This is a genomic window from Colwellia sp. PAMC 20917 (genome assembly GCF_001767295.1).
Classification (GTDB): Bacteria; Pseudomonadota; Gammaproteobacteria; order Enterobacterales; family Alteromonadaceae; genus Colwellia_A.
The window spans coordinates 2,013,237-2,035,405 of record NZ_CP014944.1; the positions used below are offsets into that span (position 1 = coordinate 2,013,237).

The 22,169-nt window shown below is 39.1% G+C and carries 18 protein-coding genes; 8 read left to right on the top strand and 10 right to left on the bottom strand.

Annotation, left to right across the window (positions count from 1 at the left end; all coding sequences use genetic code 11):
• Positions 1–124 precede the first annotated feature (124 nt).
• From alr to rpmE, 6 genes are all read right to left on the bottom strand, one after another.
• Entirely contained in the window at positions 125–1,303 is a 1,179-nt protein-coding gene (alr, locus tag A3Q34_RS08665) for an alanine racemase (RefSeq protein ID WP_070374996.1), read from the bottom strand.
• The gene (dnaB, locus tag A3Q34_RS08670; protein ID WP_070374997.1) at positions 1,303–2,721 is read right to left on the bottom strand and encodes a replicative DNA helicase; all 1,419 of its coding nucleotides are present in this window, start codon (positions 2,719–2,721) and stop codon (positions 1,303–1,305) included. The genes alr and dnaB overlap by 1 nt, the downstream gene beginning before the upstream one ends.
• A 138-nt stretch (positions 2,722–2,859) precedes the next feature.
• On the bottom strand, positions 2,860–3,810 hold the full coding sequence (locus tag A3Q34_RS08675; RefSeq protein ID WP_083277951.1) for a DUF4097 family beta strand repeat-containing protein: 951 nt from the start codon (positions 3,808–3,810) through the stop codon (positions 2,860–2,862).
• 24 nt (positions 3,811–3,834) lie between these two features.
• Positions 3,835–4,371 carry a hypothetical protein gene (locus tag A3Q34_RS08680; RefSeq protein ID WP_070374998.1) on the bottom strand — a complete coding sequence of 179 codons (537 nt, stop codon included), beginning with the start codon at positions 4,369–4,371 and terminating at the stop codon, positions 3,835–3,837.
• The gene (locus A3Q34_RS08685) at positions 4,368–4,904 is read right to left on the bottom strand and encodes an RNA polymerase sigma factor (RefSeq protein WP_083278149.1); all 537 of its coding nucleotides are present in this window, start codon (positions 4,902–4,904) and stop codon (positions 4,368–4,370) included. Before A3Q34_RS08685 ends, A3Q34_RS08680 begins: the two co-directional genes overlap by 4 nt.
• A gap of 241 nt (positions 4,905–5,145) precedes the next feature.
• The gene (gene rpmE / locus A3Q34_RS08690; protein WP_070374999.1) at positions 5,146–5,358 is read right to left on the bottom strand and encodes a 50S ribosomal protein L31; all 213 of its coding nucleotides are present in this window, start codon (positions 5,356–5,358) and stop codon (positions 5,146–5,148) included.
• Between the two features lie 255 nt (positions 5,359–5,613).
• Between rpmE and priA the strand changes: the two genes are divergently transcribed.
• From priA to A3Q34_RS08715, 5 genes are all read left to right on the top strand, one after another.
• Positions 5,614–7,830, top strand: coding sequence for a primosomal protein N' (priA, locus tag A3Q34_RS08695; RefSeq protein WP_070375000.1), 2,217 nt, complete (start codon positions 5,614–5,616; stop codon positions 7,828–7,830).
• Between the two features lie 103 nt (positions 7,831–7,933).
• Positions 7,934–8,488, top strand: a complete 555-nt coding sequence (locus A3Q34_RS08700; RefSeq protein ID WP_070375001.1) for an SPOR domain-containing protein — start codon at positions 7,934–7,936, stop codon at positions 8,486–8,488.
• 132 nt (positions 8,489–8,620) lie between these two features.
• Complete coding sequence (gene hslV, locus A3Q34_RS08705; protein WP_070375002.1) at positions 8,621–9,139, top strand: ATP-dependent protease subunit HslV; 519 nt, start codon at positions 8,621–8,623, stop codon at positions 9,137–9,139.
• Between the two features lie 61 nt (positions 9,140–9,200).
• Complete coding sequence (gene hslU, locus A3Q34_RS08710) at positions 9,201–10,529, top strand: HslU--HslV peptidase ATPase subunit (RefSeq protein ID WP_070375003.1); 1,329 nt, start codon at positions 9,201–9,203, stop codon at positions 10,527–10,529.
• Between the two features lie 59 nt (positions 10,530–10,588).
• Positions 10,589–10,954 (top strand): gamma-butyrobetaine hydroxylase-like domain-containing protein, encoded by a 366-nt coding sequence (locus tag A3Q34_RS08715; RefSeq protein WP_070375004.1) that lies wholly within the window; start codon positions 10,589–10,591, stop codon positions 10,952–10,954.
• 125 nt (positions 10,955–11,079) lie between these two features.
• Here the strand turns inward: A3Q34_RS08715 and A3Q34_RS08720 are convergent, their stop codons facing one another.
• The gene (locus A3Q34_RS08720; RefSeq protein WP_070375005.1) at positions 11,080–12,939 is read right to left on the bottom strand and encodes a methyl-accepting chemotaxis protein; all 1,860 of its coding nucleotides are present in this window, start codon (positions 12,937–12,939) and stop codon (positions 11,080–11,082) included.
• A 107-nt stretch (positions 12,940–13,046) separates the two neighbouring features.
• On the bottom strand, positions 13,047–15,047 hold the full coding sequence (locus tag A3Q34_RS08725) for a putative bifunctional diguanylate cyclase/phosphodiesterase (protein WP_070375006.1): 2,001 nt from the start codon (positions 15,045–15,047) through the stop codon (positions 13,047–13,049).
• Between the two features lie 248 nt (positions 15,048–15,295).
• Between A3Q34_RS08725 and rraA the strand changes: the two genes are divergently transcribed.
• On the top strand, positions 15,296–15,781 hold the full coding sequence (rraA, locus tag A3Q34_RS08730) for a ribonuclease E activity regulator RraA (RefSeq protein WP_070375007.1): 486 nt from the start codon (positions 15,296–15,298) through the stop codon (positions 15,779–15,781).
• A 51-nt stretch (positions 15,782–15,832) separates the two neighbouring features.
• On the opposite strand, the gene A3Q34_RS08735 is transcribed toward rraA, so the two are convergent.
• Positions 15,833–17,932, bottom strand: a complete 2,100-nt coding sequence (locus tag A3Q34_RS08735; protein ID WP_083277952.1) for an EAL domain-containing protein — start codon at positions 17,930–17,932, stop codon at positions 15,833–15,835.
• Between the two features lie 240 nt (positions 17,933–18,172).
• Complete coding sequence (gene hutI, locus A3Q34_RS08740; RefSeq protein ID WP_070375009.1) at positions 18,173–19,405, bottom strand: imidazolonepropionase; 1,233 nt, start codon at positions 19,403–19,405, stop codon at positions 18,173–18,175.
• Positions 19,406–19,641: 236 nt separating this feature from the next.
• Between hutI and hutC the strand changes: the two genes are divergently transcribed.
• Together hutC and hutU are read left to right on the top strand one after the other, a co-directional pair.
• On the top strand, positions 19,642–20,364 hold the full coding sequence (hutC, locus tag A3Q34_RS08745; RefSeq protein WP_070375010.1) for a histidine utilization repressor: 723 nt from the start codon (positions 19,642–19,644) through the stop codon (positions 20,362–20,364).
• A 64-nt stretch (positions 20,365–20,428) separates the two neighbouring features.
• Positions 20,429–22,111 carry a urocanate hydratase gene (gene hutU, locus A3Q34_RS08750; protein WP_197517693.1) on the top strand — a complete coding sequence of 561 codons (1,683 nt, stop codon included), beginning with the start codon at positions 20,429–20,431 and terminating at the stop codon, positions 22,109–22,111.
• Positions 22,112–22,169: the final 58 nt, after the last annotated feature.

Here is a 22,169-nt window from a genome sequence, read left to right on the forward strand (position 1 = left end):
GACCCAATAACAACTGACAATTAATGACATTAGAGTAAAGAGTGACGGTTGAGTGCGCTGTTAATGCATTGTTGGCGACTTTACCAAGAAGATGCGGAGTGTGCTTAGTCTTTACAAAAGACCTTTACTGCGCTGACAAGGTAATTTGTACACGGCGAGTAATATTACATAAGAGCTCATAGGGGATGGTAGTTGCACATAGTGCTATTTCGGCAACAGATAATTGCTCTCCCCACAAAGTCACAACATCGCCAACCTGTTCTTGTGCATTTATCCCTAAATCAACGGTGATCATATCCATTGATACTCTCCCTACCAAGGGAACCCTTCGTCCATTGACCAAGACAGGTGTGCCATTTCTAGCATGCCGAGGGTAACCATCACCGTAACCAATTGCAACAACACCAATAATAGTCTTTTGCTCACTTGTCCAAGCATTGCCGTAACCGACTGATTCTCCAGCGGCTAACTCACGTACGGCGATCAAACTTGACTTCAGCGTCATTACTGGCAGAATATCCAAAGTTATATCTTTATTGTGCAAAACACTCTCTGGCGCGCAAGTTAATAAATTTGCAGCGCTACTTTCAAAGGGTAAAGGAGAAATCCCGTATAATAATAATCCGGGGCGAAGCCATTGGTAATGGCTTGCTGGCCATGCACAAATACCGGCAGAGTTTGCCAATGTTCGTTCTTCGTTACAGCCTAGCGTTACTTTTTCAAAGAGTGATATTTGTTGGCGAGTCGCCTGATTGCTTTTATCATCAGCACAACCTAAATGACTCATTAGCACAATATTTTTTTGCACGTTTACTGAGTCCGTTAGTTGCTGATAGAAATGGCTAAACTCCTCTGGATTTATACCTAAACGGTGCATACCGGTATCGATTTTTAGCCAAACCTTTAACGGAGAAGGAAGCGTTGCCGATAAAAGAGCATCAAGTTGTTGATGGTTATGAATAACCGTTTGTAAATTATTGACCGCAAGTATCGCTAAGTCTTTTGCATTAAAAAAACCTTCGAGCAAGACAATCGGTTGAGTAATACCTGAAGACCGTAATGCTAGCGCTTCATCAATTCTTGCCACGGCAATAGCATCAGCGGTGATCGATGAGTGGCCGTGTTCATTTATCTTAGCTTGCTCAGAAAACAATGCGTGTGCAATGCGTTCTAGGCCATGGCCATAGGCATTAGCTTTTAAAACGGCTAGTACCTTTGCTGTCGGTGCAAGTGATTTTATCTGCGCTAAGTTGTGCTTGAGCGCAGATAAATTAATAATTGCCGTTGCGGTCGTTAGTGCCATTAATCTTCATCTAATACATGCGGGCCGGCATAATTATCAAAACGAGAAAACTGTCCTTGGAAAGTCAACGGAACACGGCCAATGGGACCGTTACGTTGTTTACCAATAATAATTTCTGCCATACCTTTAAACTCTGAATCATCGTGATAAACCTCATCGCGATAGATAAACATGATCAAATCGGCATCTTGCTCAATAGAGCCTGATTCACGAAGATCTGAGTTAATCGGCCGTTTATCTGAACGTTGCTCCAAACTACGGTTTAACTGAGACAGTGCCACAACCGGCACTTGTAATTCTTTCGCTAATGCTTTTAATGACCGTGATATTTCCGCAATCTCTAAGGTGCGGTTATCAGCAAATTGTGGTGCGCGCATCAACTGTAAGTAATCGATCATGATCATACTTATACCGCCGTGGTCACGGGCGATGCGGCGCGCACGAGAGCGAACATCGGTTGGCGTTAAACCAGCGGCGTCATCAATAAACATCTTACCTTTATCAATAAGTAACCCCATGGTTGATGATAAACGCGCCCAATCTTCGTCACCTAATTGCCCGGTACGAATTTTGGTTTGGTCAATACGGCCTAATGAGGCAAGCATTCTCATCATCAGTTGTTCTGCAGGCATCTCTAAACTAAAAATCAATGCAGGTTTATCTTCAGTCATCGCTGCGTTTTCTGCGATGTTCATCGCAAAGGTAGTTTTACCCATTGACGGACGTGCAGCAACGATAATAAGATCTGACTTTTGAAAACCAGCAGTCATCTTATCTAAATCAGAAAAACCACTAGAAACCCCGGTAACACCATTATTTGGCGATGAACAAAGTTGCTCAATACGATCGACTGTTTTTTCTAATACTGAGGTAATGTTTTCTGGCCCTTCAGACTTGTTAGCCCGCTGTTCAGCGATAGCAAATATTTTAGTTTCAGCAAAATCAAGAAGCTCTGCACTGGCACGGCCTTGAGGATCATAACCCGCTTCAGCAATTTCATTCGCCACACTGATCATTTCACGAGTAACCGCACGTTCACGAACGATGTCAGCATAAGCGGTGATATTGGCCGCACTGGGTGTATTCCTCATCATTTCTGCAAGGTAAGCAAAGCCGCCAGCATCTTCAAGTCGTTGCTCATTTTCTAAAGCTTCAGATAAGGTAATTAAATCGACAGGGTTGCCTAGTTCAATTAACGCAGCAATGGTTTCAAAAGTAATACGATGTGAACGACTATAAAAATCCTGAGCGACAACACGTTCGCCAACACGATCCCACGTCTCGTTATCGAGCAATAAACCGCCCAATACAGATTGCTCTGCCTCAAGCGAATGAGGTGGAACTTTTAAAGCATTCATTTGGCTATCTTGAGAATACTTTTTATCTTTGAAAAATTTATTTGGCTTGCGCTCTGCCATTTATATACCCTAAAACTCTATCGCAAATGCGAGATTAAAACTTTTGGTAGGTTAGCAGAATTTACTTTGAAACAGAATATAAATACGAGCCAGAAAGCGCCCTAACTCGTTCTATTTTCAATGCCAGAGTCATAAAAATTAATTGCTGACGCTAATATTGCCATTTACCGTATTTACACGTACGTTCGCGTTGGCACTACCGGTTTCAAAGTCTAATTTTGAGCTTGGTCCATACTTAGCTTTATTTGATTTTTGCGTGGTAATTTTATTAGTGATTTCACCACCAGCACTGGCTGATAACCGGAAGCTCGCTTGAACATTTTTCTGTAGCTTTAACGATAAACCGCCACTAACACTCGACATCTTAACGACACCACCATCATTTAACGATAACCTTGCTGAAAGATCGCCACTGACATTTGCAACGGTAAGTTCGTCAGTCTCATTTAATCCTACGTTAATATCGCCACTGACATTTTCAATCGTCACTTCTTTTGCTGTTGATTGTGCGTCAATTTCACCACTGACCACGCGTAAACTTAAACGCCCACGTGACTGACGATCTTTAATATTACCGCTAACACTCGACAAACTCACTTTTCCTGATAATTTGCTGCTGTTAATATCACCACTAACTGAAATTAATTCAATACGTTCACTCAAATTTACCGCTTTGATGTTACCACTTACGGTTTTTGCTTCGGCGCTGGCATGCAAGTTCTCAAAATTAATATCACTGGCAATCCCCTCAAAACTGACTCGAATGTTTTTAGGCATATGAATCGTTAATACAGAACCTTTAGCATTGTTACCCCAGAAGTTGTTGCTATGATTTTCAAGCTCAACCTTAATTTTCACACGTGAGCCTTGTTGCTTAAAGACTAAACCTTCGGCGTCGTCTTCCAATTCTCCCTTTATCGAAATAGTGTTTTTGTCCCAACCAATAACCGTAATATTACCGCGTAAATTCTCAATGTTTACACTACTAACATCACTGACCAGTAATGACTTGTCTATCTGCTCACCAGCAAAACTTGAACAAGTGGCTGAAAATAACATCATCGTAATAACTTTTTGGAAAACTCTCATAACTACCTCTATATAGTGTTATCTTTAAATACTTTGCCATTTAGGGCTGTATAGTTGGCTTAATAGATCTAATTCTTGTTTTTGGGTCCAACGTAATAAATTAAGTAAATCATTATTACTTGGGTCTTCATTTAGGGCCTTTTCAATCGTAGCTTGTGCTGAGCTCAGGTTTATTAGCTCTTGTTGAATTTCTTTTGGCAGTGCCGATATTTTAGGCTGGCCAAAGCTAATCAACATAGATTGCTTGGTGTGCTTAAAATTTTCTTGCATCGCGGTTACTAAGGTCAGGGGTGAGTTATTTTGTTGCGCTAAATCCAATGGCTGTTCTGAAAATTGAGGCGAAAAAGAAAGCCAAGTAGCCAATACTGCAAGCACTAAAGATGCCGCCCATGCTGTAGGCATAAACACTTTTTTTACCGGTGATACAAAGACGGGGTTGTCTTGTGTTTTAACTTCAATTGCCCGTTCAATACCAGCCCATAAATCACGTTGTGGTGTCATTTCATCAGGTAATTTTGCCAGTGCTTTTTGTAAAGCTTGCTCTGATAATAACTTATTCATATCTCGATCCACTCCATTAATAAATTTCTAGCTCTGTGGTATTGCGCTTTACTAGTACCTATTGCCATGCCGAGCATATTTGCAATTTCTTCATGGCGGTAACCTTCAACCGCGAACAACACAAAAACTAAGCGAGCTCTTTCAGGTAAACGAGCGATATGTTTATCTAATTCGGTTAGACCCGCGCTATCTGGCATTTCTACGGCAATATCTGCCATGGTCTGATCTTCTATACTAAAGATACGTTGCAACCAATTTTTATGTTTGCGCAAGTGTCCAAGTACAATATTGTTGGTGACACTGTGTAACCAAGTAGAAAATTTACTTTCACCACGAAAATTAGCTATCTTTTGCCATAGTTGTACAAAAACCTCTTGGCAAACATCCTCGGCACTATCTTTATCTGCAAGCATGCGCCAGCAAATAGCATAAACTTTACGATGATACTGCTGATAGAGTTGATAAAAAGCCTGCTGATCACCCTGCTGTGCTCGACTAATAATCGCACGTTCTTTTGCAAGGTTTTCAGCAATAGTGGTCGGCGGTTCAGCGCAGTTTTTAATGTAAATAACTTTCGGGTTATCCAAAGGTTAACTCTCAATAATGGTGTCGTTATAAAGTAAGATACAGTATTGATGAAAAGGGTTTAAAGAAAAGCGAAAAATATTATCTTTTTTGAGAACGTAGCAAAGCTCAATGGTATTTCAATGGATTTTTAGGCATAAAAAAAGCGTCTTGCGACGCTTTTTTTTACATTTTGATTTTAGCGCAAAATTACTTGCTGCTAAGTGCACCAAAACGTTTGTTGAATTTATCAACACGACCACCGGTCTCAGCAGCTTTTTGTTTGCCCGTGTAAAATGGGTGACAAGCTGAACATACGTCTAAGTGAATATCTTTTTTCGCTGTAGAACGAGTTACGATGATGTTACCGCAAGAACAAGTTGCCTTGAACTCAACATAATTAGGATGAATACCGTCTTTCATAGAAACCTCTGTATAAGGCCGTATCGCCACTTAGTCAGTCATTATTGCTGCTAAGCACCATACGAGTTAAAAATAATGGAGGCGAATTTTAAATCATCGACAGATGCTTAGCAATAGCCTAATGACACTAATTGCTAAAAAATGAACAATTAATCAGTTAAGGTGATTAAAGTTAAACTTTCTATAAAATCGTACTTGGCATATTAACAACAAGTCGGCAGAATAAGCTTAATTATCGTCAAAAAAGTACTCGTTATGCAGGTTAGTTATATTCAAGTCGCTATTCCTGTACCTATGCGTCAGTTATTTACTTATATCGTCCCAAAAACCATCAGTAATGACGAGATTCAAATAGGCGCACGGGTGATCGTGCCTTTTAGTCATAGAGAAGTTATTGGTATTATTATAAGTGCCAGTGAAGTCTGTGATATTGACGACAAAAAACTTAAGCCGATTATTGGCTTAGTCAATGACAACTTTCGTTTTCCTCCCGCGCTGTTAAAGTTTTTACTGCGCTGTGCTGATTATTATCATCACCCTATTGGAGACGTCTTACAACTGGCGCTTCCCGTGTTGCTTCGTCAAGTTGAGCAACCTACTATTGATTTAGCGACTACTTGGCATTGTTTCTTGCTTGAGCAAGACAGTGAAGAAAAGTTGCTATTAGAAAAAATAGTTAAGCGAGCGCCCAAACAAGCCGAACTGCATAATGTCATTAAAACCCACCCGGGGCTAACTTGGGCAGAAATTAGAACATTAGGCTATACAAAAGCACAATTAAATACACTTGAAAAGAAAAAGTTAATTGAAGAAAGACAACAAAAAGCTGAAACCTTTGTCTATCACCAAGACGCTTTAGCTGAAAATGAAAAGCTAACCTTAACCGTTGAACAAGCGGTTATTGTTTCTGCGGTAAAAGCGTCCTTTGATCAGTTTTCTTGTCATTTAGTAGACGGTGTCACCGGTAGTGGTAAAACCGAAGTTTATTTACAAGCGATGGAAAAAACTCTCGCCGCCAATAAACAAGTACTGGTATTAGTGCCTGAAATTGGTTTAACACCACAAATGCTCAGTCGGTTTGAACAACGCTTTAATTTACCTATTTGCTTGCACCACTCAGGATTAAACGACAAAGAACGTTTACAAACTTGGCTGGCTGCACAACGGGGCACCGCCGCAATAATTATTGGCACGCGTTCAGCCGTTTTTGCTCCACTACATCATTTAGGTTTAATTATTGTTGATGAAGAGCACGATGGCTCTTTTAAGCAACAAGACAGTTTTCGTTATCACGCGCGCGACATTGCTATTTTACGCGCGGGTCAGTTAAATATTCCCATTGTACTCGGTAGTGCCACGCCTAGTTTAGAAACGCTACAAAATGCATTGTCGGGTAAATATCAATATCATCAATTAACTAAAAGACCCGGTCAAAGTACTCAAGCCAAAATCAGTCTTATTAATGTTGCCCAACAGCAAATGGAACATGGCTTATCAGGTACACTGAAAAAGGCGATTGAAACAACACTTAAACGCGGTGAACAAGCCTTAATATTTTTAAATCGCCGTGGTTATGCGCCAGCGATTAATTGTCAAGAGTGTCACTGGGTAGCCGATTGTCAGCGTTGCAATAAACCTTATACTTTGCACCAAGGGAAAAAATTATTAATTTGTCACCACTGTAGTAGTCAAAAGCGTATCCCATACCAGTGTCCTAGTTGCGGAAGTGTCCGTATTAAACCCATGGGGCAAGGTACAGAACAATTAGAAGAGCGCATCGGCGAACTTTTTGCCGACTATAGTACCGTAAGAATCGATCGCGACAGTACTCGTAAAAAAGGTGAATTGGCAAAATTATTACAGGAAGTCAGTGATAAAAAACATCAGTTACTGATTGGCACACAAATGTTAGCAAAGGGACATCACTTCCCTGATGTAACACTGGTTGCGGTGTTAGACGTTGATGGCGCACTATTTAGTTTTGACTTTCGTGCCGCCGAGCACATGGCACAATTATTAGTGCAGGTTGCTGGCCGTGCAGGTCGAGAAAGTAAGCCCGGTAAAGTTTTAGTACAAACCAACTTCCCTGAGCATCCATTACTGCAAGATTTAGTCAACAACGGTTACCCACACTTTGCTAAATATGCGTTAACTGAGCGCAAACAGGCCTTATTACCGCCGTTTAGTTATCAAGCACTTTTTCGCGCAGAAGCTAACTATCCTTCTTATCCTGAAAAATTTCTCAGTGCATTAACCGAATTCACTTTTGATGGCTGCCAATTTGCCGGTCCAGTGCCAGCTGCGATGGAGAAAAAAGCGGGTAAATATCGCTATCATTTAATTGTACAAGCTAAATCACGCAAGCAACTTCATCTTGCTATTTATCAGCTGATTAACGCTATTTCTCAGAATGAATGGCAGAAAAAAGTACGCTGGACAGTCGATGTTGATCCACTTGATTTAAGTTGGTAATTTTAAGTAATAGGTCTTCTGTTACAATTTTCTTTTTAAACTAGTGTCATTTCCTTACCAGTTGGTTAGAATTACCCGACGTTTACCGGTATATTATTATTTCATGGCTCATCAAGATTACGTTTCCCGCGCACAAAACAAAAAGAAAAGTCCCTATAAAGGTAAGGTAGCACCTAAACCAACCTTCACCTTAAAGTTTAAGCTTTCACTCTTTTTAGTCATGTTATTGATCGGTGGTTTTATTTATGGATTATGGTCGATAAAAGACAATAAACCGCCAGTTTCTCCGGTAAAAATAGTCAAAGAAGCCCCACAAGCTGTGAAAGAAAAAGCATTACCCGCTCCACCAAAAGAGATATGGGCATATGTTGACAACCTAAAGAGTAAAGAAGTTGAAGTGGGTAAATATGAAGTTAAGGATAAAGGGCCGTATAAGATGCAGTGCGCGTCGTTTAGAACGATGAGACAAGCCGAAGTATTAAAAGCCAATATAGCCTTTACTGGCTTAACGGCTCAAATAAGTGAATCTAAAGGTAAAAACGGTATTTATTACAAAGTGTTTTTAGGTCCTTATGAGCGTAAACGTGAAGCAGAAAAAGACAAACATAAGCTAAAAAGTAATAATGTTAATGGCTGCCAAATTTGGCTTTGGAAATAAAATCCAACGGATTAATGAAAATAAATTAGTCCGATTGACATAATAGACACATTTATCTAGCTCCCTCCTTGAAAAAGTCATAATTAGCCTTATCTATTCTTCATAGATATAAATAAATATTTGAGGTTAATTGTGACAACTATCGTATCCGTAAGACGTAATGGCAAAGTAGCAATTGGTGGTGATGGTCAAGTATCACTTGGAAATACCGTAATGAAAGGTAATGCTCGCAAAGTTCGTCGTTTATATAACGGCAAGGTCCTTGCTGGTTTTGCTGGCGGCACTGCTGATGCTTTTACTTTATTTGAGCGCTTTGAAAGTAAACTTGAACAACACCAAGGCCATTTAACTAAAGCCGCTGTTGAGCTTGCTAAAGATTGGCGAAGTGACCGCGCCTTAAGAAAATTAGAGGCTTTACTTGCTGTTGCAGACGAAACAGCTTCATTAATCATCACCGGCAATGGTGATGTTATACAACCAGAAAATGACTTAATTGCTATCGGGAGTGGTGGTAACTTTGCACAGTCAGCAGCAACTGCACTGTTAGAGAATACCGAGCTTTCTGCGATCGAAATTGTTGAAAAGTCATTAAAAATCGCTGGCGACATTTGTGTATTCACCAATCATCAACATACGATTGACGAGCTATAAATCTCGACTTTCGTCTCGCTTAGTAAGTGTATCAAATAAGTAAAATGCTTAAGGAATTATCATGTCGAATATGACACCACGTGAAATAGTCAGTGAATTAGACAGCCACATTATTGGTCAAAGTGATGCCAAACGTGCTGTAGCCATCGCCTTAAGAAATCGCTGGCGCAGAATGCAGTTGAACGAAGAGTTACGCACCGAAGTTACCCCTAAAAACATTCTAATGATTGGTCCAACAGGGGTTGGTAAAACAGAAATAGCAAGGCGTCTGGCCAAGCTTGCCAACGCTCCTTTTATTAAAGTTGAAGCAACTAAATTTACCGAAGTCGGCTATGTTGGCAAAGAAGTCGAAACGATCATTCGTGACTTGGCTGATATGGCAATAAAGATGACCAAAGAGCAAGAAATGGCTAGGGTAAAACATATCGCAGAAGAAGCCGCTGAAGAACGAATTTTAGATATATTATTACCGCCGCCACGAGACGGTTTTGGCGCTGATGGAGCGACTGATAATAGCAGTACTCGTCAAGCTTTTCGCAAAAAATTTCGTGAAGGTCAACTTGACGATAAAGAAATAGAATTAGATTTAGCTGCCCCACAAATGGGTGTTGAAATAATGGCACCTCCTGGTATGGAAGAGATGACTTCGCAGCTGCAAAATATGTTTCAGGGCATGTCTAATGAAAAAACCAGTAAGCGTAAATTAAAAATTAAAGATGCTTTTAAAGCGTTGCAAGAAGAAGAAGCCGCCAAAATTGTTAACAATGACGATATCAAAGAAAAGGCTATTTATGCGGTAGAGCAAAATGGCATCGTTTTTATCGATGAAATTGACAAGATTTGTAAGCGTGGTGATAGCTCAGGTCCTGATGTTTCTCGAGAAGGGGTACAACGAGACTTACTACCACTGATTGAGGGTTCAACAGTAAGCACTAAGCATGGCATGATTAAAACAGACCATATTTTATTTATTGCTTCAGGCGCATTCCAGATGGCAAAACCATCTGATTTGATCCCTGAATTGCAAGGTCGATTACCAATTCGTGTTGAGTTACAAGCGCTAACTACCCATGATTTTGTTAGAATTTTGACTGAGCCAAACGCATCATTAACTGAACAGTATATTGCTTTGTTGGCAACTGAAGGTGTGCATGTTTCTTTTAGTGAAGATGGCATTCAGGCAATCGCTAATGCCGCATGGCAAGTTAATGAAAGTACAGAAAACATTGGCGCAAGACGCTTACATACTATGATGGAACGTTTAATCGAAGACCTATCATTTAATGCTGATAAGCGTGCTGGGGAAGTTATTATAATTGATCAAAAATACGTAGATGACACTATTTCTGAATTAGTTAAAAATGAAGATTTAAGCCGTTTTATTCTATAGAAAGAAAAGAGTAGGAAGTTAACTTCCTACTCTTTTAGTCAATATAAGCGCAGGAATTAATGAAAATCATTCAGTTTACCCTTGATCGCAAGCAAAATAAATTAACCCTTAATTTTGATAGTAACCTTCAACTTAGTTTCTCCTTTGAATACCTAAGAGTATTTTCTCCCGTAGAAACGAAAGCTAAAAATGGCGTTAAAATACCAGAAGTGTTTCATAAAAAAGACGTGCTATTAACTGATATTGAACCGCTAGGTAAGCATGGCCACCGCTTAGTATTTGATGACAAGCACAGCGCTATTTACACTGACCAAACATTCAAAAATCTCTTTGAAAATTACGACATTAATTGGCAAAGCTATTGTTCAAGTTTAACCACAAGCCAAAATAGAGAAGCGTCAATTAGTTTTGTTGAGGTGAAATAAAACGAGTTAGCACGATCAATCAAGATGGTTTTTATTTAAGCGAATTCTGCCTAGTAATAACTAGACAGAGGTAACGTTTTCTCTTGAAAATACCTGTTCGGTATCTTCAAGAGAAAAGTATATTTCTAAACTTTAAACTGACTCACTTCATTATTCAACACTGCCGCCTGCTGAGATAACTCTTCACTCATTTGTGCATTTTGATGAGATATTAGCCCGGCTTGCTCGGCGACGTCTCTTATCTCAACCACATGTTGATTAACTTCAGAAGCGACCGTACTTTGCTCTTGAATGGCTGATGCGATAGCTGTATTCATTTCCATGATGGTTGAAACATCATGGGTTATTTCTTCTAGCATTTTACCCGCTGAACTTGCTTGGTTTGCGCTGTCTTGACCTTGTGTTCGACAAATAGCCATATGAGAAACGATTTCTTTGGTTCGTCCTTGTAATGAACTAATAATCGTTTCAATTTCTTGTGTCGAATCTTGAGTCCGACTGGCTAACGTTCTAACTTCATCAGCAACTACAGCAAAACCACGCCCTTGTTCACCCGCCCTGGCTGCTTCGATAGCCGCATTTAACGCCAGCAAGTTTGTTTGCTCCGCTATGCCTCGAATAACATCTAATACTGAACCAATAGTATCGCTATCTTTAGCAAGTTCGTGCACTATATTTTCTGACTCCCTTAGCTTTTCAGAAAGCTCATCAATTTTCGCAATAGTTTGCTCAACCACTTCTTTACCACTAATCGCATTATTATTGGTTGCTTCAGCTTTACTCGCAGCGGCATTGGTATTATTAGCAATTTCATCAACTGTCGCAACCATTTGAGTCACTGCGGTGGCGACCATATCCGTTTGTTGAATTTGTGAGTCAACCCCGGTATTAGCAAGGTGAATGTTTTTTGATAAACTATCTGTTGCTTCGTGCACAGTATCAACAGAAAGATTAACGGCCGTTATTAAGTTTCTGAACTTACCCAGCATATTATTAAAAATAGTGGCCATTTCGCCGAGTTCATCATCACTGTGAGTCGATACGGTCAACGATAAGTCCTGAGTATCAGCTACTTTTTTCATAGTCTCGTTTAGCTGATTTATGCTTAGTAAAATACTTCTACTGACAAAAAAGGCAAAACTGATGGCAATAATTAATATGCTAAAAAAGACACTGTAGGCAACCAAGTCAACAAATTTGGTGTGATCAACAACCCCATTTTTACTCAGTAAAACAAGTTTATCTAAAATTTCATCCACTTGATGAACAGCATTGCGCATATCACCTTTTAGACCTTCTTTAGCAGTGAAACCAAGCCGTTTTTGTCCGGCAACAAAGTCTGTAAAGGCTTGTTCATAGAGAGACATATTATTAATAGCTTGTGATTTAGTATCACTGGATAAATCGCTTACGTTAATGTCTTGAACAAAAGAACTGGCATTATTATTCCAACGGTCGACGTATTTCTCATCGAGACGTAACATAAAGTCTTTCTCATCGCGTCTAAGTTGTAGCATATTGCTCAGCAATTTATAGTCACTATTACCAATCGACTCTTCAACTACATGAACAGCAGATCTTAATGAGCCGTATAGACCGTCGGTTGAAGATAAACCAAGATCTTTTTGTGCATCAACTAAGTCTTTAAAGTACCCTTGATAATCATTTAGCACGGCGCGAAGCTTATTTAATTCAGGAAGGTCTTCGCCTATCGTTTCGTAAGCTTGCTCAAGTGAACTAATATTTCTTATAAGCTCAGCATACTTTTCATTAAACGCCTCAAAATACTTGATATCTTTTCTGGCTAAAAAATCTTTTTCATTACGACGCAACTGTAAAATTTCGGTTTGGATATTGCCAATTTCTCGAGCAATTTTTATATCAGTTTCCAAAGACGACATAGTAAAATTAAGTAAGCCCAACATAAAGACCATTGATAAAACCAAAATTCCGGTGTTAGCAATAAGCTTGTGCTTGATTAGCATAAAGGAGATCCTAAAAACATTAATAGATTGATATTTTTAGTATAGGTAGAAAATTAAAATTTGAAACAAATTTATAGGTTTTTTTATATGAAATAATAAGATGATAATTATCGGGAAAAGTATTTTTTCAATGCTTCTTCGGGTATAGGCTTACTGATGTAATATCCTTGAACTGCATCACAGCCAATGTTGCGTAATACCCTTAGTTGTTCTTCTGTTTCAACTCCCTCGGCTAAAACACGTTTACCTAAACCATGAGAAAGCTCAACCATAGATTTAACAATCGTTAAATCTGAATCATTACTTGCGACTTCTTCAATAAAACTCCGATCAATTTTAATTTTGTCGATAGGCAGTTTACGCAAGTATGCCAATGAGGAATACCCTGTACCAAAATCATCAATTGAAACTTTTATGCCCATGTTCTGCAAAATAACAATGGTATTCATTGCTGTTGCTATTTCTGTCATCACAACATTTTCGGTAATTTCTAAATCTAAGCATCTTGGTGTAATTTGATACTTAAAAAGTAAGGCTTGGATATTTTCAATCAATTTTGGATCTTGAAATTCAACAGCGGTAATATTAACCGCAATAGTCACTCGACGATGATATGCTTTTTGCAAACGTGCAATAGTTTGACATGCCCGTTCAAGCACATAACTGTCTAGGTCACTAAGTAAGTTAAGCGATTCAATATCAGGTAAAAAACTTGCTGGTTGTAATAAACCACGTTCTTGGTGTTGCCAGCGAACAAGCGCTTCGAAGCCTTCTATGCGATTATTTAATAAGTTAAGTTGTGGTTGAAAATAGAGTACAAATTCATTGTTTTCAAAACCATCGCGAATTTCTTTTTCCATGGCAAGTAATCTTCGACCATGCGATTGCATTCCCGTTTTATATTTGACCGTCGCCACATTTTGGCTTTCAGCTTGCGCTAAGGCTAAATTAGCTTTTTGCAATAAATCTTCAGCTAACCCCCCATCCTCAGGATATAAACAATAACCAACAGAGCATTGTAATAATACTTTATGCTGTTTGATATGGTACGCCCGACTTATTAAGCCGTGTAAATGTTCTATTGCAGCGGCTTGTTGCTTTTCGTCAACACCATCAATAATAAAAACAAAAGAATCACCGCTTAATCGTCCAACTACCTGGGGTAAAAATATACTTTCATCAAGTCTACGCGCTATTTCACCTAAAATAGCATCCCCAACCTTAAGCCCGTAGGTATCATTGACAAATTTAAAGCCTTTAATATCTAATAAAAAAACCGCTAAGTTTTGTTGGTTACTGGCGGTTTTTTCGATGATTAAAGGTAGTTTTTCCATGACTTGTTGTCTGTTTAACGCCCCCGTTAATGAATCGTGCTTACCTAAATATTGAGCCTTATTCATCGCAGAGGTCGCAATACTTCGCTCTGCCCCTTGCATCCAAATAAGCAGAGTAAATGCTAATAAAGTAAAGGCACCCAAATCAAAATAAATCAATACTTCCGCTAATGGCCTAAACCAATACTCATTGATAAGTACAATAGAAAGAAAGGAAAACAAAACATACCTGCCTCCCATAATAAGACTATAAACAATAAGAATATGTGCAGAAAAATACTTTTTCGGCAAGTTATATAAATAAAAGGCCGTTAGTAATAAACCACAGCCCATCACAAATGCAGGTAAACTCTCTCGCAGGTAAAAGCGGTTATAAACTTCGTTAACCTCAAACCCATAGAGTAAAGTTGCCGTTAGTGCGAACAGAGCACTGAGTATAAAGATGCTATTAGTGATTTTTTTAGAAATAATTTGTTTTGAAACTGCACTATAAATACCGAGTAAAAGTGCGCAGAGATGAAAGTAAAAACTAACTTGAATACCTACTGTAAGAAGAACTTTCTCTAAGGCGATAACACTGAGGTCGTTAAGTTGGGTTTCAATGGCAAGACAAAGTTGATGGGCACTTAAAGAAAATAGGCTTACCGCCCAGTAGGTAACATACTGTCGGCCTATTCCCCGAGAATACAGCAAAAAAAATATAGCAAGTAAGCCAAAAACTAGGGCTTCGACAGAAAATAATAGACCGTGATAAACGTCTTTCTCACCTAGCATGTTATATTCTCTATTAAGTTGCCAGCATCCATTAAATATTCTTTTGCTTAGCAATACAAGACAGTCACTATTATTATTTGCTGATTATACGGTTATTTACCATTGAATATATTTCACACAAGGTTTGTACATCAAGCTATACTAAGCGCCAATTGATTAAAATTTTCCCACTTTATATTTACTGTTGCTGTGAGCGAAAATTTAGTAGCATGGATATAAGCATTCAATCATAGCATTAAGGAAGAATCATGGAATACAACACCTCAGAGCTTTGTAATATTTATGCCGACCTAATTGATGTTGTTGATCCTATCTTTTGTAATTATGGCGGGCGCAGCTCTTTTGGTGGTCAAGTTGTTACCATTAAGTGCTTTGAAAATAATGGTTTAATAGCACAAATTGTAGCGACAGATGGACGAGGAAAAGTCCTTGTTATTGATGGTGGTGGCTCAACACGTAGGGCACTGATTGATTTTAACATTGCTGAACAGGCCGCTAACAATGCTTGGGAAGGAATTGTTTGTTATGGGAGTGTCCGTGACGTAGATGCAATAGAAGAGCTCGATTTAGGCATTCAAGGCTTAGTCTCGATTCCTGTTGGTGCTAGCGACCAAGATATTGGCGAAAGTGATTTAGCAATAAACTTTGCTGGAGTAACATTTCTACCTGAAGATCACATTTATGCTGACAATACCGGTATTATTCTGTCACCAGAGCCGTTAGACATTGAATAAATCATCTAGACTTTACATTCAGTAAGTTACGCCCACTAACTTAAATTGGGCTTACTTAGCTGGTGCACTATGTGGATATTGTTCAAGCCAACGCTTAGTCCAAATTTCAATTTCATCAAAAACAACCCCACGACTTAAATATCGACCCTCTGCATATTCCCCGCCCATTGATATAAATGCTTGTTCAATATTACTATTATTAATTGAGGTGCCTATAAGGGGTAGTTTCATTGCTCGGGTTAAATTGATGAGCGCATTAATAATAGCCTTATCTGAGCTACCACTCTCAATATCATTCTCACGATTACCCAACAAGCCACAATTAATTTTTACTTGGTGGATACTCAGCTTTCGTAAGTATCGTAATGACTCATAGCTGCCTGAAAAATCCCCTATCGCGATCTTTATATTTAAAGATTTCAGCTGATCAATAATCGCTTTTGCTCTTTGGCTAGCAGATAAAATTAGCGCTTCTTTAAACTCGATAATTAAAGAATTTGTATTAATACTATATTCTTTAGCTTGTAAAACAATGTAGTCAATTAATGCCGGTTCAAGTAACTCTTTACTAGCAAAGGTAATGGTTACTGGCCTTTCAAAGCCTACCTTTTCTAATTGAGCAATGGCCTTACATGCTTCAATAATCATCTGCTTTGTTAATAGATAGATATCGCCACTATGCTCGGCAATGTCAACAAATTGGTTGAGTCCACGCGGTGCTTTATCATCGTTATACCAATGCACCTCCATGTGAAAGCCGACAACTTTTTTATTCGCTAAACCTATTTGTGGTTGTAAATACCAATGTAATTTTTCATCGGCTATATCTTGTTTTAATTGCTCCATACGCTGTAATTGTTGTTCGGTATAAAGTGCACTATTGTGGTCAAAGTAACTAACAACCTGTTGATTTTTTTCTGAAACGAGCAAAGCATCTTCAGCAAATGAAATAACCTCACTGACACTATTACTGTATTCCCCTATATAAGCTGCACCAAAAGCCAATTCAAAATTAAGAGAAAAACTTTTGAAACTCATTGCACTGGGTACAGCAGCCATAAGCTCACGGCAAAGTTGATCAACTTTAGTATGGTCAGGGTAGTTGTCAGTACTCAAGTCTAGCACGACTAAAAAGTGTAACCCTTGAAGCCGAGCGATTTTTATCGGTGTTTGTTCATCTGAAAAGTTAACCAATAAAATATTTTCAGCGACTTTCTTCTGTAAACAATACGCTAATTGTAATAATAAAATATCAGAATTATGGTGACCTAAAACGGTGTTAACTGCTTGAAAATTTACTGGCTTAAAAACAATACTCACCAAGCGACGCTTAGGCTGCTGCTTTATAACATGGTCTAATTTTTCCAAAGCTTGCTGATAACAGGGTAAATTTGTTGCTGGGTCTAACGAATATGCTGTTAATATTTTTTTACTAATATCATCGCTATTATTAAGTTCGACGCGAATGGCTTGCACTAAATACCAACAACCATTGACCAAAGCGGCTAGATAGGAAATAACGATTGCCGATACTAACCAAACTAGACTGATAAAAGCATTTAACCACGCGAAAAGAATAACCACGAAACAAAGGTGTATACACCACTGTGCCGTTAATCTCACATTACTAGGCTCTTTGATTTTTTTTGATGAAAGCACCGCAACGCCAGCACATGCAAGCACGAGTAAACTTGCCGCCAGCCAAGCTAAATAACCATCAATATTGGGTAAAAACCATAAACTAAAAACAAAAGATAGCGCTGTTGCGACGACAATAAAATTGATGACATAATTTACTTTTTCAGCCGATTGAGAATAAGTGCTTCGTAGCCAAAAAAATAACACCGAAGAAAAAATCATCGCTGATGAAAGTATCAATTCACTTTGATGGCTTTTTGGATAAGCCAAGGCATAAAGCATCAATAAAACACTCAGAGAAATCAGTAAGGGGTAACGAAGACGAATATTTTTTAAGGGCTTAACTAAGGCGATGATTAATATAACAGGAAACATTAACCCCAACACAAAGGCAATATTAAATTCAGTAAAAGAAAAAGAAGCGGCTTGTGCCGTACTCGAAAATAAAAACAAGCTTAACACTACCATCAAAAAACCAGTGAACGAGAAGCGTGTCGAGCGAAAGTGTTTCATATAAAGCCTTTTACCTAATGACAACAAACCTATACGATTGATGAGTTTAACTAGGAAATTAGATCAATTATTGCAATGCCAAACGGGGTTTATCGCTAAACACCATCAGACGAACCTGCGTATTGAAGTAGAACGGGTATATATTAAGACTAAGCAATATAGTGAAGTTTGTATAGGGTGTTTTTAACTAGGCTTATCACAGAAGAAATTATCACCTGAATATAAGCCCATTTAATTAAATTAAATGGCTTTATTACCCGCCACAAATAATTCACTCAGTGGGTTTACGCCAAACTGATAACAAAGTTCCGCCGGTTGCTCTATATTCCACAAAGCAATATCTGCATCAAAGCCAAGCGCAAGCTGACCTTTATTCGCTAAACCTAGTGCTTTAGCACCATAACAAGTAACACCAGCTAGTGCTTCTGCCGGTGTTAATCGAAAGAATGTGCATGCCATATTAAGCATCAGTTGAATATTATGAATGGGTGATGAACCGGGGTTTGCATCGGTCGCAATCGCCATTGGCACTTGATACTTGCGTAATAATTCCATGGGTGGTAATTGTGTTTCACGAAGAAAATAAAAGGCTCCGGGTAACAATACTGCAGTCATGTCTGCAGCTTTCATGGCTTTAATACCGGCTTCATCTAAAAATTCGATATGATCAGATGAAAGCGCATTATATTTTGCTGCTAATGCGGTAGCGCCTAAATTTGATAATTGCTCAGCGTGAACTTTTATCGGTAGATGATGCTTTTGAGCGGCAGCAAAGACACGTTCTGTTTGTACTAAACTAAAACCAATACTTTCGCAAAAAACATCAACCGCATCGGCTAATTTACCTTCGGCAATGATAGGTATCATTTCATCACAAACTAAGTCGACATATTCATCAGGATTATCTTTGTATTCAACAGGTAAAGCATGAGCGCCAAGGAAAGTCCGCTTTATAGTAACCGGCAGCTTTTCAGCTAACTGCCCTGCTACTTTAAGCATTTTAATTTCGTTTTCTGTATCAAGACCATAACCCGATTTAATTTCAATACTGGTCACACCTTGTTGATGTAATGCAGTTAACCTGGGTAAGGCATTGGCTAATAATTCACTTTCACTGGCTTTACGTGTTGCAGATACTGTTGAGACTATGCCTCCGCCAGCATTAGCAATTTCTTGATAACTTTTACCGAGTAAGCGCATTTCAAATTCATTGGCTCGGTTACCGCCATAAACGATATGAGTATGACAATCAACGAGTCCGGGCGTTAACCATTTGCCTTTTCCATCAATAACCCGTACTGATTTTTCATCATATGGGGGTAAAGAAGTTTCAGCACCTAACCAAGCAATTTTACTTCCACTTATTGCTAAAGCACCATTTTCAATCGCACCATAGCTATTAGCGCCATCAGTCATAGTCGCTAGATTTACATTAATGAAGAGAGTGTGCCAAGCAGAAGAATTAATCGTCATAATAGATCCAAAAGGTGATTTAAACGCTAAACTTTTAACCAGCGTTTATATCAAAAGGTGGCGGTATCAAAAGCGTAGTGTTTGATTACTAATAACGCTACTTTACGCGATAGAGAATAGACAAGCAAGCTTGTATATACAACTATTGACATGGGCACTAATAAGTGAGATTGTATATACAAGTTGTAGCGTTGAGACGACAACAGTCTTATAAACAATAAACCTAGCGAATTAACATGACTAAAGTAAAAACAGCAAAATTTACCGTAATAAAGCAGCATATTTGCCAAAAAATTGAATCTGGCGAATGGCAGCAACATGCAAAAGTCCCTTCTGAAAATGAACTCGCTGATCAATTTTCAGTAAGTCGTATGACAGCAAGACGTGCTTTACAAGAACTTACCGAGCAAGGACTACTGATCCGTTCGCAAGGTTCGGGCACTTTTGTTGCAACGTTTAAGTCACAGTCTTCGTTATTAGAAATTCGCAATATCGCTGATGAAATTCAAGAGCGAGGTCATCGACATCACGCTAAACAGCTGACCTTGAAAGCGGTTGCTGTTAACGAAGAAATCGCTATTTTACTTAACTTAAAAACTAATTCAATTAATAGTGTGTCAGTTTTTTATTCTGAAGTACTGCATTTTGAAAATGATCAACCGATTCAACTCGAACAACGTTTTGTTAATAGTGACTTAGTAAAAAATTATTTACAGCAAGACTTCACGCAAATAACGCCTCACGAATATTTATCAAGTGAAGCACCATTAACAGAAGCAACACACGAAATAGAAGCTGTATTAGCAGAAGCCTATATTTGCCAATTACTACATATAAAAGAATCAATGCCTTGCTTACAAGTGAAACGTCGTACTTGGTCAAGTAAAGGAGTAGTCAGTTTAGCGACCTTAACCTCTCCGGGTAATAAGTATCGTTTAGGCAGTCACTTAAAGTTCTAAATAAATAATCATCCTTTTTACAACCCATAGTTAGGAAAATATCATGACTATCGAAAATACCTCAATAGACCCAAGATTAGATACAAGCCGAGTGATCAGAGCAGATCGTGGTAATAAAATCACCGCAAAAAGTTGGTTAACCGAAGCGGCTAAACGCATGTTAATGAATAACCTTGACCCTGAAGTTGCTGAACACCCACAATCATTAGTGGTCTACGGCGGGATCGGCCGTGCCGCACGCAACTGGGCTTGCTATGACAAAATTATTGAAGTATTAAATCGTTTAGAAGATGACGAAACATTAATGGTGCAATCAGGCAAGCCGGTTGGTGTATTTAAAACCCACTCGAATGCGCCACGTGTTTTAATTGCTAATTCAAACCTAGTGCCAAACTGGGGGAATTGGGAACACTTCAACGAGCTCGATAAAAAAGGCTTGATGATGTATGGCCAAATGACTGCAGGCTCTTGGATTTACATTGGCTCACAAGGTATTGTGCAAGGTACTTATGAAACTTTTGTCGCGATGGCTAAGCAACACTTTGGCGGAAGCGCTAAAGGTAAGTGGGTACTTACTGGTGGGTTAGGCGGTATGGGTGGTGCACAACCTCTCGCAGCAACTATGGCTGGTTTTTCAGCATTAGTGGTTGAATGTGATGAAACCCGAATCGACTTTCGTATCAAAACTCGTTATGTAGACAAAAAAGCAAAAACGTTAGATGAAGCTTTAATCATGATCAACGAAGCCTGTGCTAGAGGTGAAGCGATATCTGTTGGCTTATTAGGTAACGCCGCTGACGTTTTTCCTGAATTAGTAAAGCGTGGTATCACACCCGATGTAACCACAGATCAAACATCAGCACATGATCCATTAAATGGCTACCTTCCACAAGGTTGGACCATGGAATACGCAGCAGAAATGCGCTTAAAAGACGAAGCTTTTGTAGTAAAAGCGGCGAAAAAATCAATGGCAGTACAAGTACAAGCCATGCTCGACTTACAAGCGGCAGGTTCTGCAACAACAGATTATGGTAACAACATTCGTCAAATGGCTTTAGATGAAGGGGTGAAAAATGCTTTTGACTTCCCCGGCTTTGTACCTGCTTATGTTCGTCCCTTATTTTGTGAGGGCATAGGTCCTTTCCGCTGGGTAGCATTGTCTGGCGATCCAGAAGATATCTATAAAACAGATGCAAAAGTTAAAGAATTGATCCCCGATAATCCTCATTTACACAATTGGTTGGATATGGCTCGTGAGCGTATCGACTTTCAAGGTCTACCGGCACGTATTTGTTGGGTCGGTTTAAAAGACCGTGCGCGTTTAGCGTTAGCCTTTAACGAAATGGTTAAAACTGGCGAATTATCTGCCCCCGTTGTTATCGGTCGAGATCATTTAGATTCAGGCTCAGTTGCTTCACCGAATCGTGAAACTGAAAGTATGTTAGATGGCTCAGATGCTGTTTCTGATTGGCCATTACTTAATGCCCTACTTTCAACATCTGGTGGTGCTACTTGGGTAAGCATACATCACGGAGGTGGTGTTGGTATGGGCTTTAGCCAACATTCAGGTGTGGTTATTGTTGCTGACGGAACTGACGAAGCAGCTCAGCGTATTGGCCGCGTTTTATGGAACGACCCTGCGACAGGTGTTATGCGTCATGCCGATGCGGGTTACGATATAGCCGTTGATTGTGCAATAGAGCAAGGCCTTGATTTACCTATGATTGAAGGCGCTAACGGTAAGTAACTTTTTCTTCGTGGCTGATGTAATGACTTAATGCAGCCACATTAAAGAAAACTCATTT

What these genes read in the sequence shown, in the direction of transcription:
- alr (WP_070374996.1), bottom strand. Translation starts at nt 1,303, where the DNA reads ATGGCACTAACGACCGCAACGGCAATTATTAATTTATCTGCGCTCAAG.
- dnaB (WP_070374997.1), bottom strand. Translation starts at nt 2,721, where the DNA reads ATGGCAGAGCGCAAGCCAAATAAATTTTTCAAAGATAAAAAGTATTCT.
- A3Q34_RS08675 (WP_083277951.1), bottom strand. Translation starts at nt 3,810, where the DNA reads ATGAGAGTTTTCCAAAAAGTTATTACGATGATGTTATTTTCAGCCACT.
- A3Q34_RS08680 (WP_070374998.1), bottom strand. Translation starts at nt 4,371, where the DNA reads ATGAATAAGTTATTATCAGAGCAAGCTTTACAAAAAGCACTGGCAAAA.
- rpmE (WP_070374999.1), bottom strand. Translation starts at nt 5,358, where the DNA reads ATGAAAGACGGTATTCATCCTAATTATGTTGAGTTCAAGGCAACTTGT.
- priA (WP_070375000.1), top strand. Translation starts at nt 5,614, where the DNA reads ATGCAGGTTAGTTATATTCAAGTCGCTATTCCTGTACCTATGCGTCAG.
- A3Q34_RS08700 (WP_070375001.1), top strand. Translation starts at nt 7,934, where the DNA reads ATGGCTCATCAAGATTACGTTTCCCGCGCACAAAACAAAAAGAAAAGT.
- hslU (WP_070375003.1), top strand. Translation starts at nt 9,201, where the DNA reads ATGTCGAATATGACACCACGTGAAATAGTCAGTGAATTAGACAGCCAC.
- A3Q34_RS08715 (WP_070375004.1), top strand. Translation starts at nt 10,589, where the DNA reads ATGAAAATCATTCAGTTTACCCTTGATCGCAAGCAAAATAAATTAACC.
- A3Q34_RS08720 (WP_070375005.1), bottom strand. Translation starts at nt 12,939, where the DNA reads ATGCTAATCAAGCACAAGCTTATTGCTAACACCGGAATTTTGGTTTTA.
- A3Q34_RS08725 (WP_070375006.1), bottom strand. Translation starts at nt 15,047, where the DNA reads ATGCTAGGTGAGAAAGACGTTTATCACGGTCTATTATTTTCTGTCGAA.
- rraA (WP_070375007.1), top strand. Translation starts at nt 15,296, where the DNA reads ATGGAATACAACACCTCAGAGCTTTGTAATATTTATGCCGACCTAATT.
- A3Q34_RS08735 (WP_083277952.1), bottom strand. Translation starts at nt 17,932, where the DNA reads ATGAAACACTTTCGCTCGACACGCTTCTCGTTCACTGGTTTTTTGATG.
- hutI (WP_070375009.1), bottom strand. Translation starts at nt 19,405, where the DNA reads ATGACGATTAATTCTTCTGCTTGGCACACTCTCTTCATTAATGTAAAT.
- hutC (WP_070375010.1), top strand. Translation starts at nt 19,642, where the DNA reads ATGACTAAAGTAAAAACAGCAAAATTTACCGTAATAAAGCAGCATATT.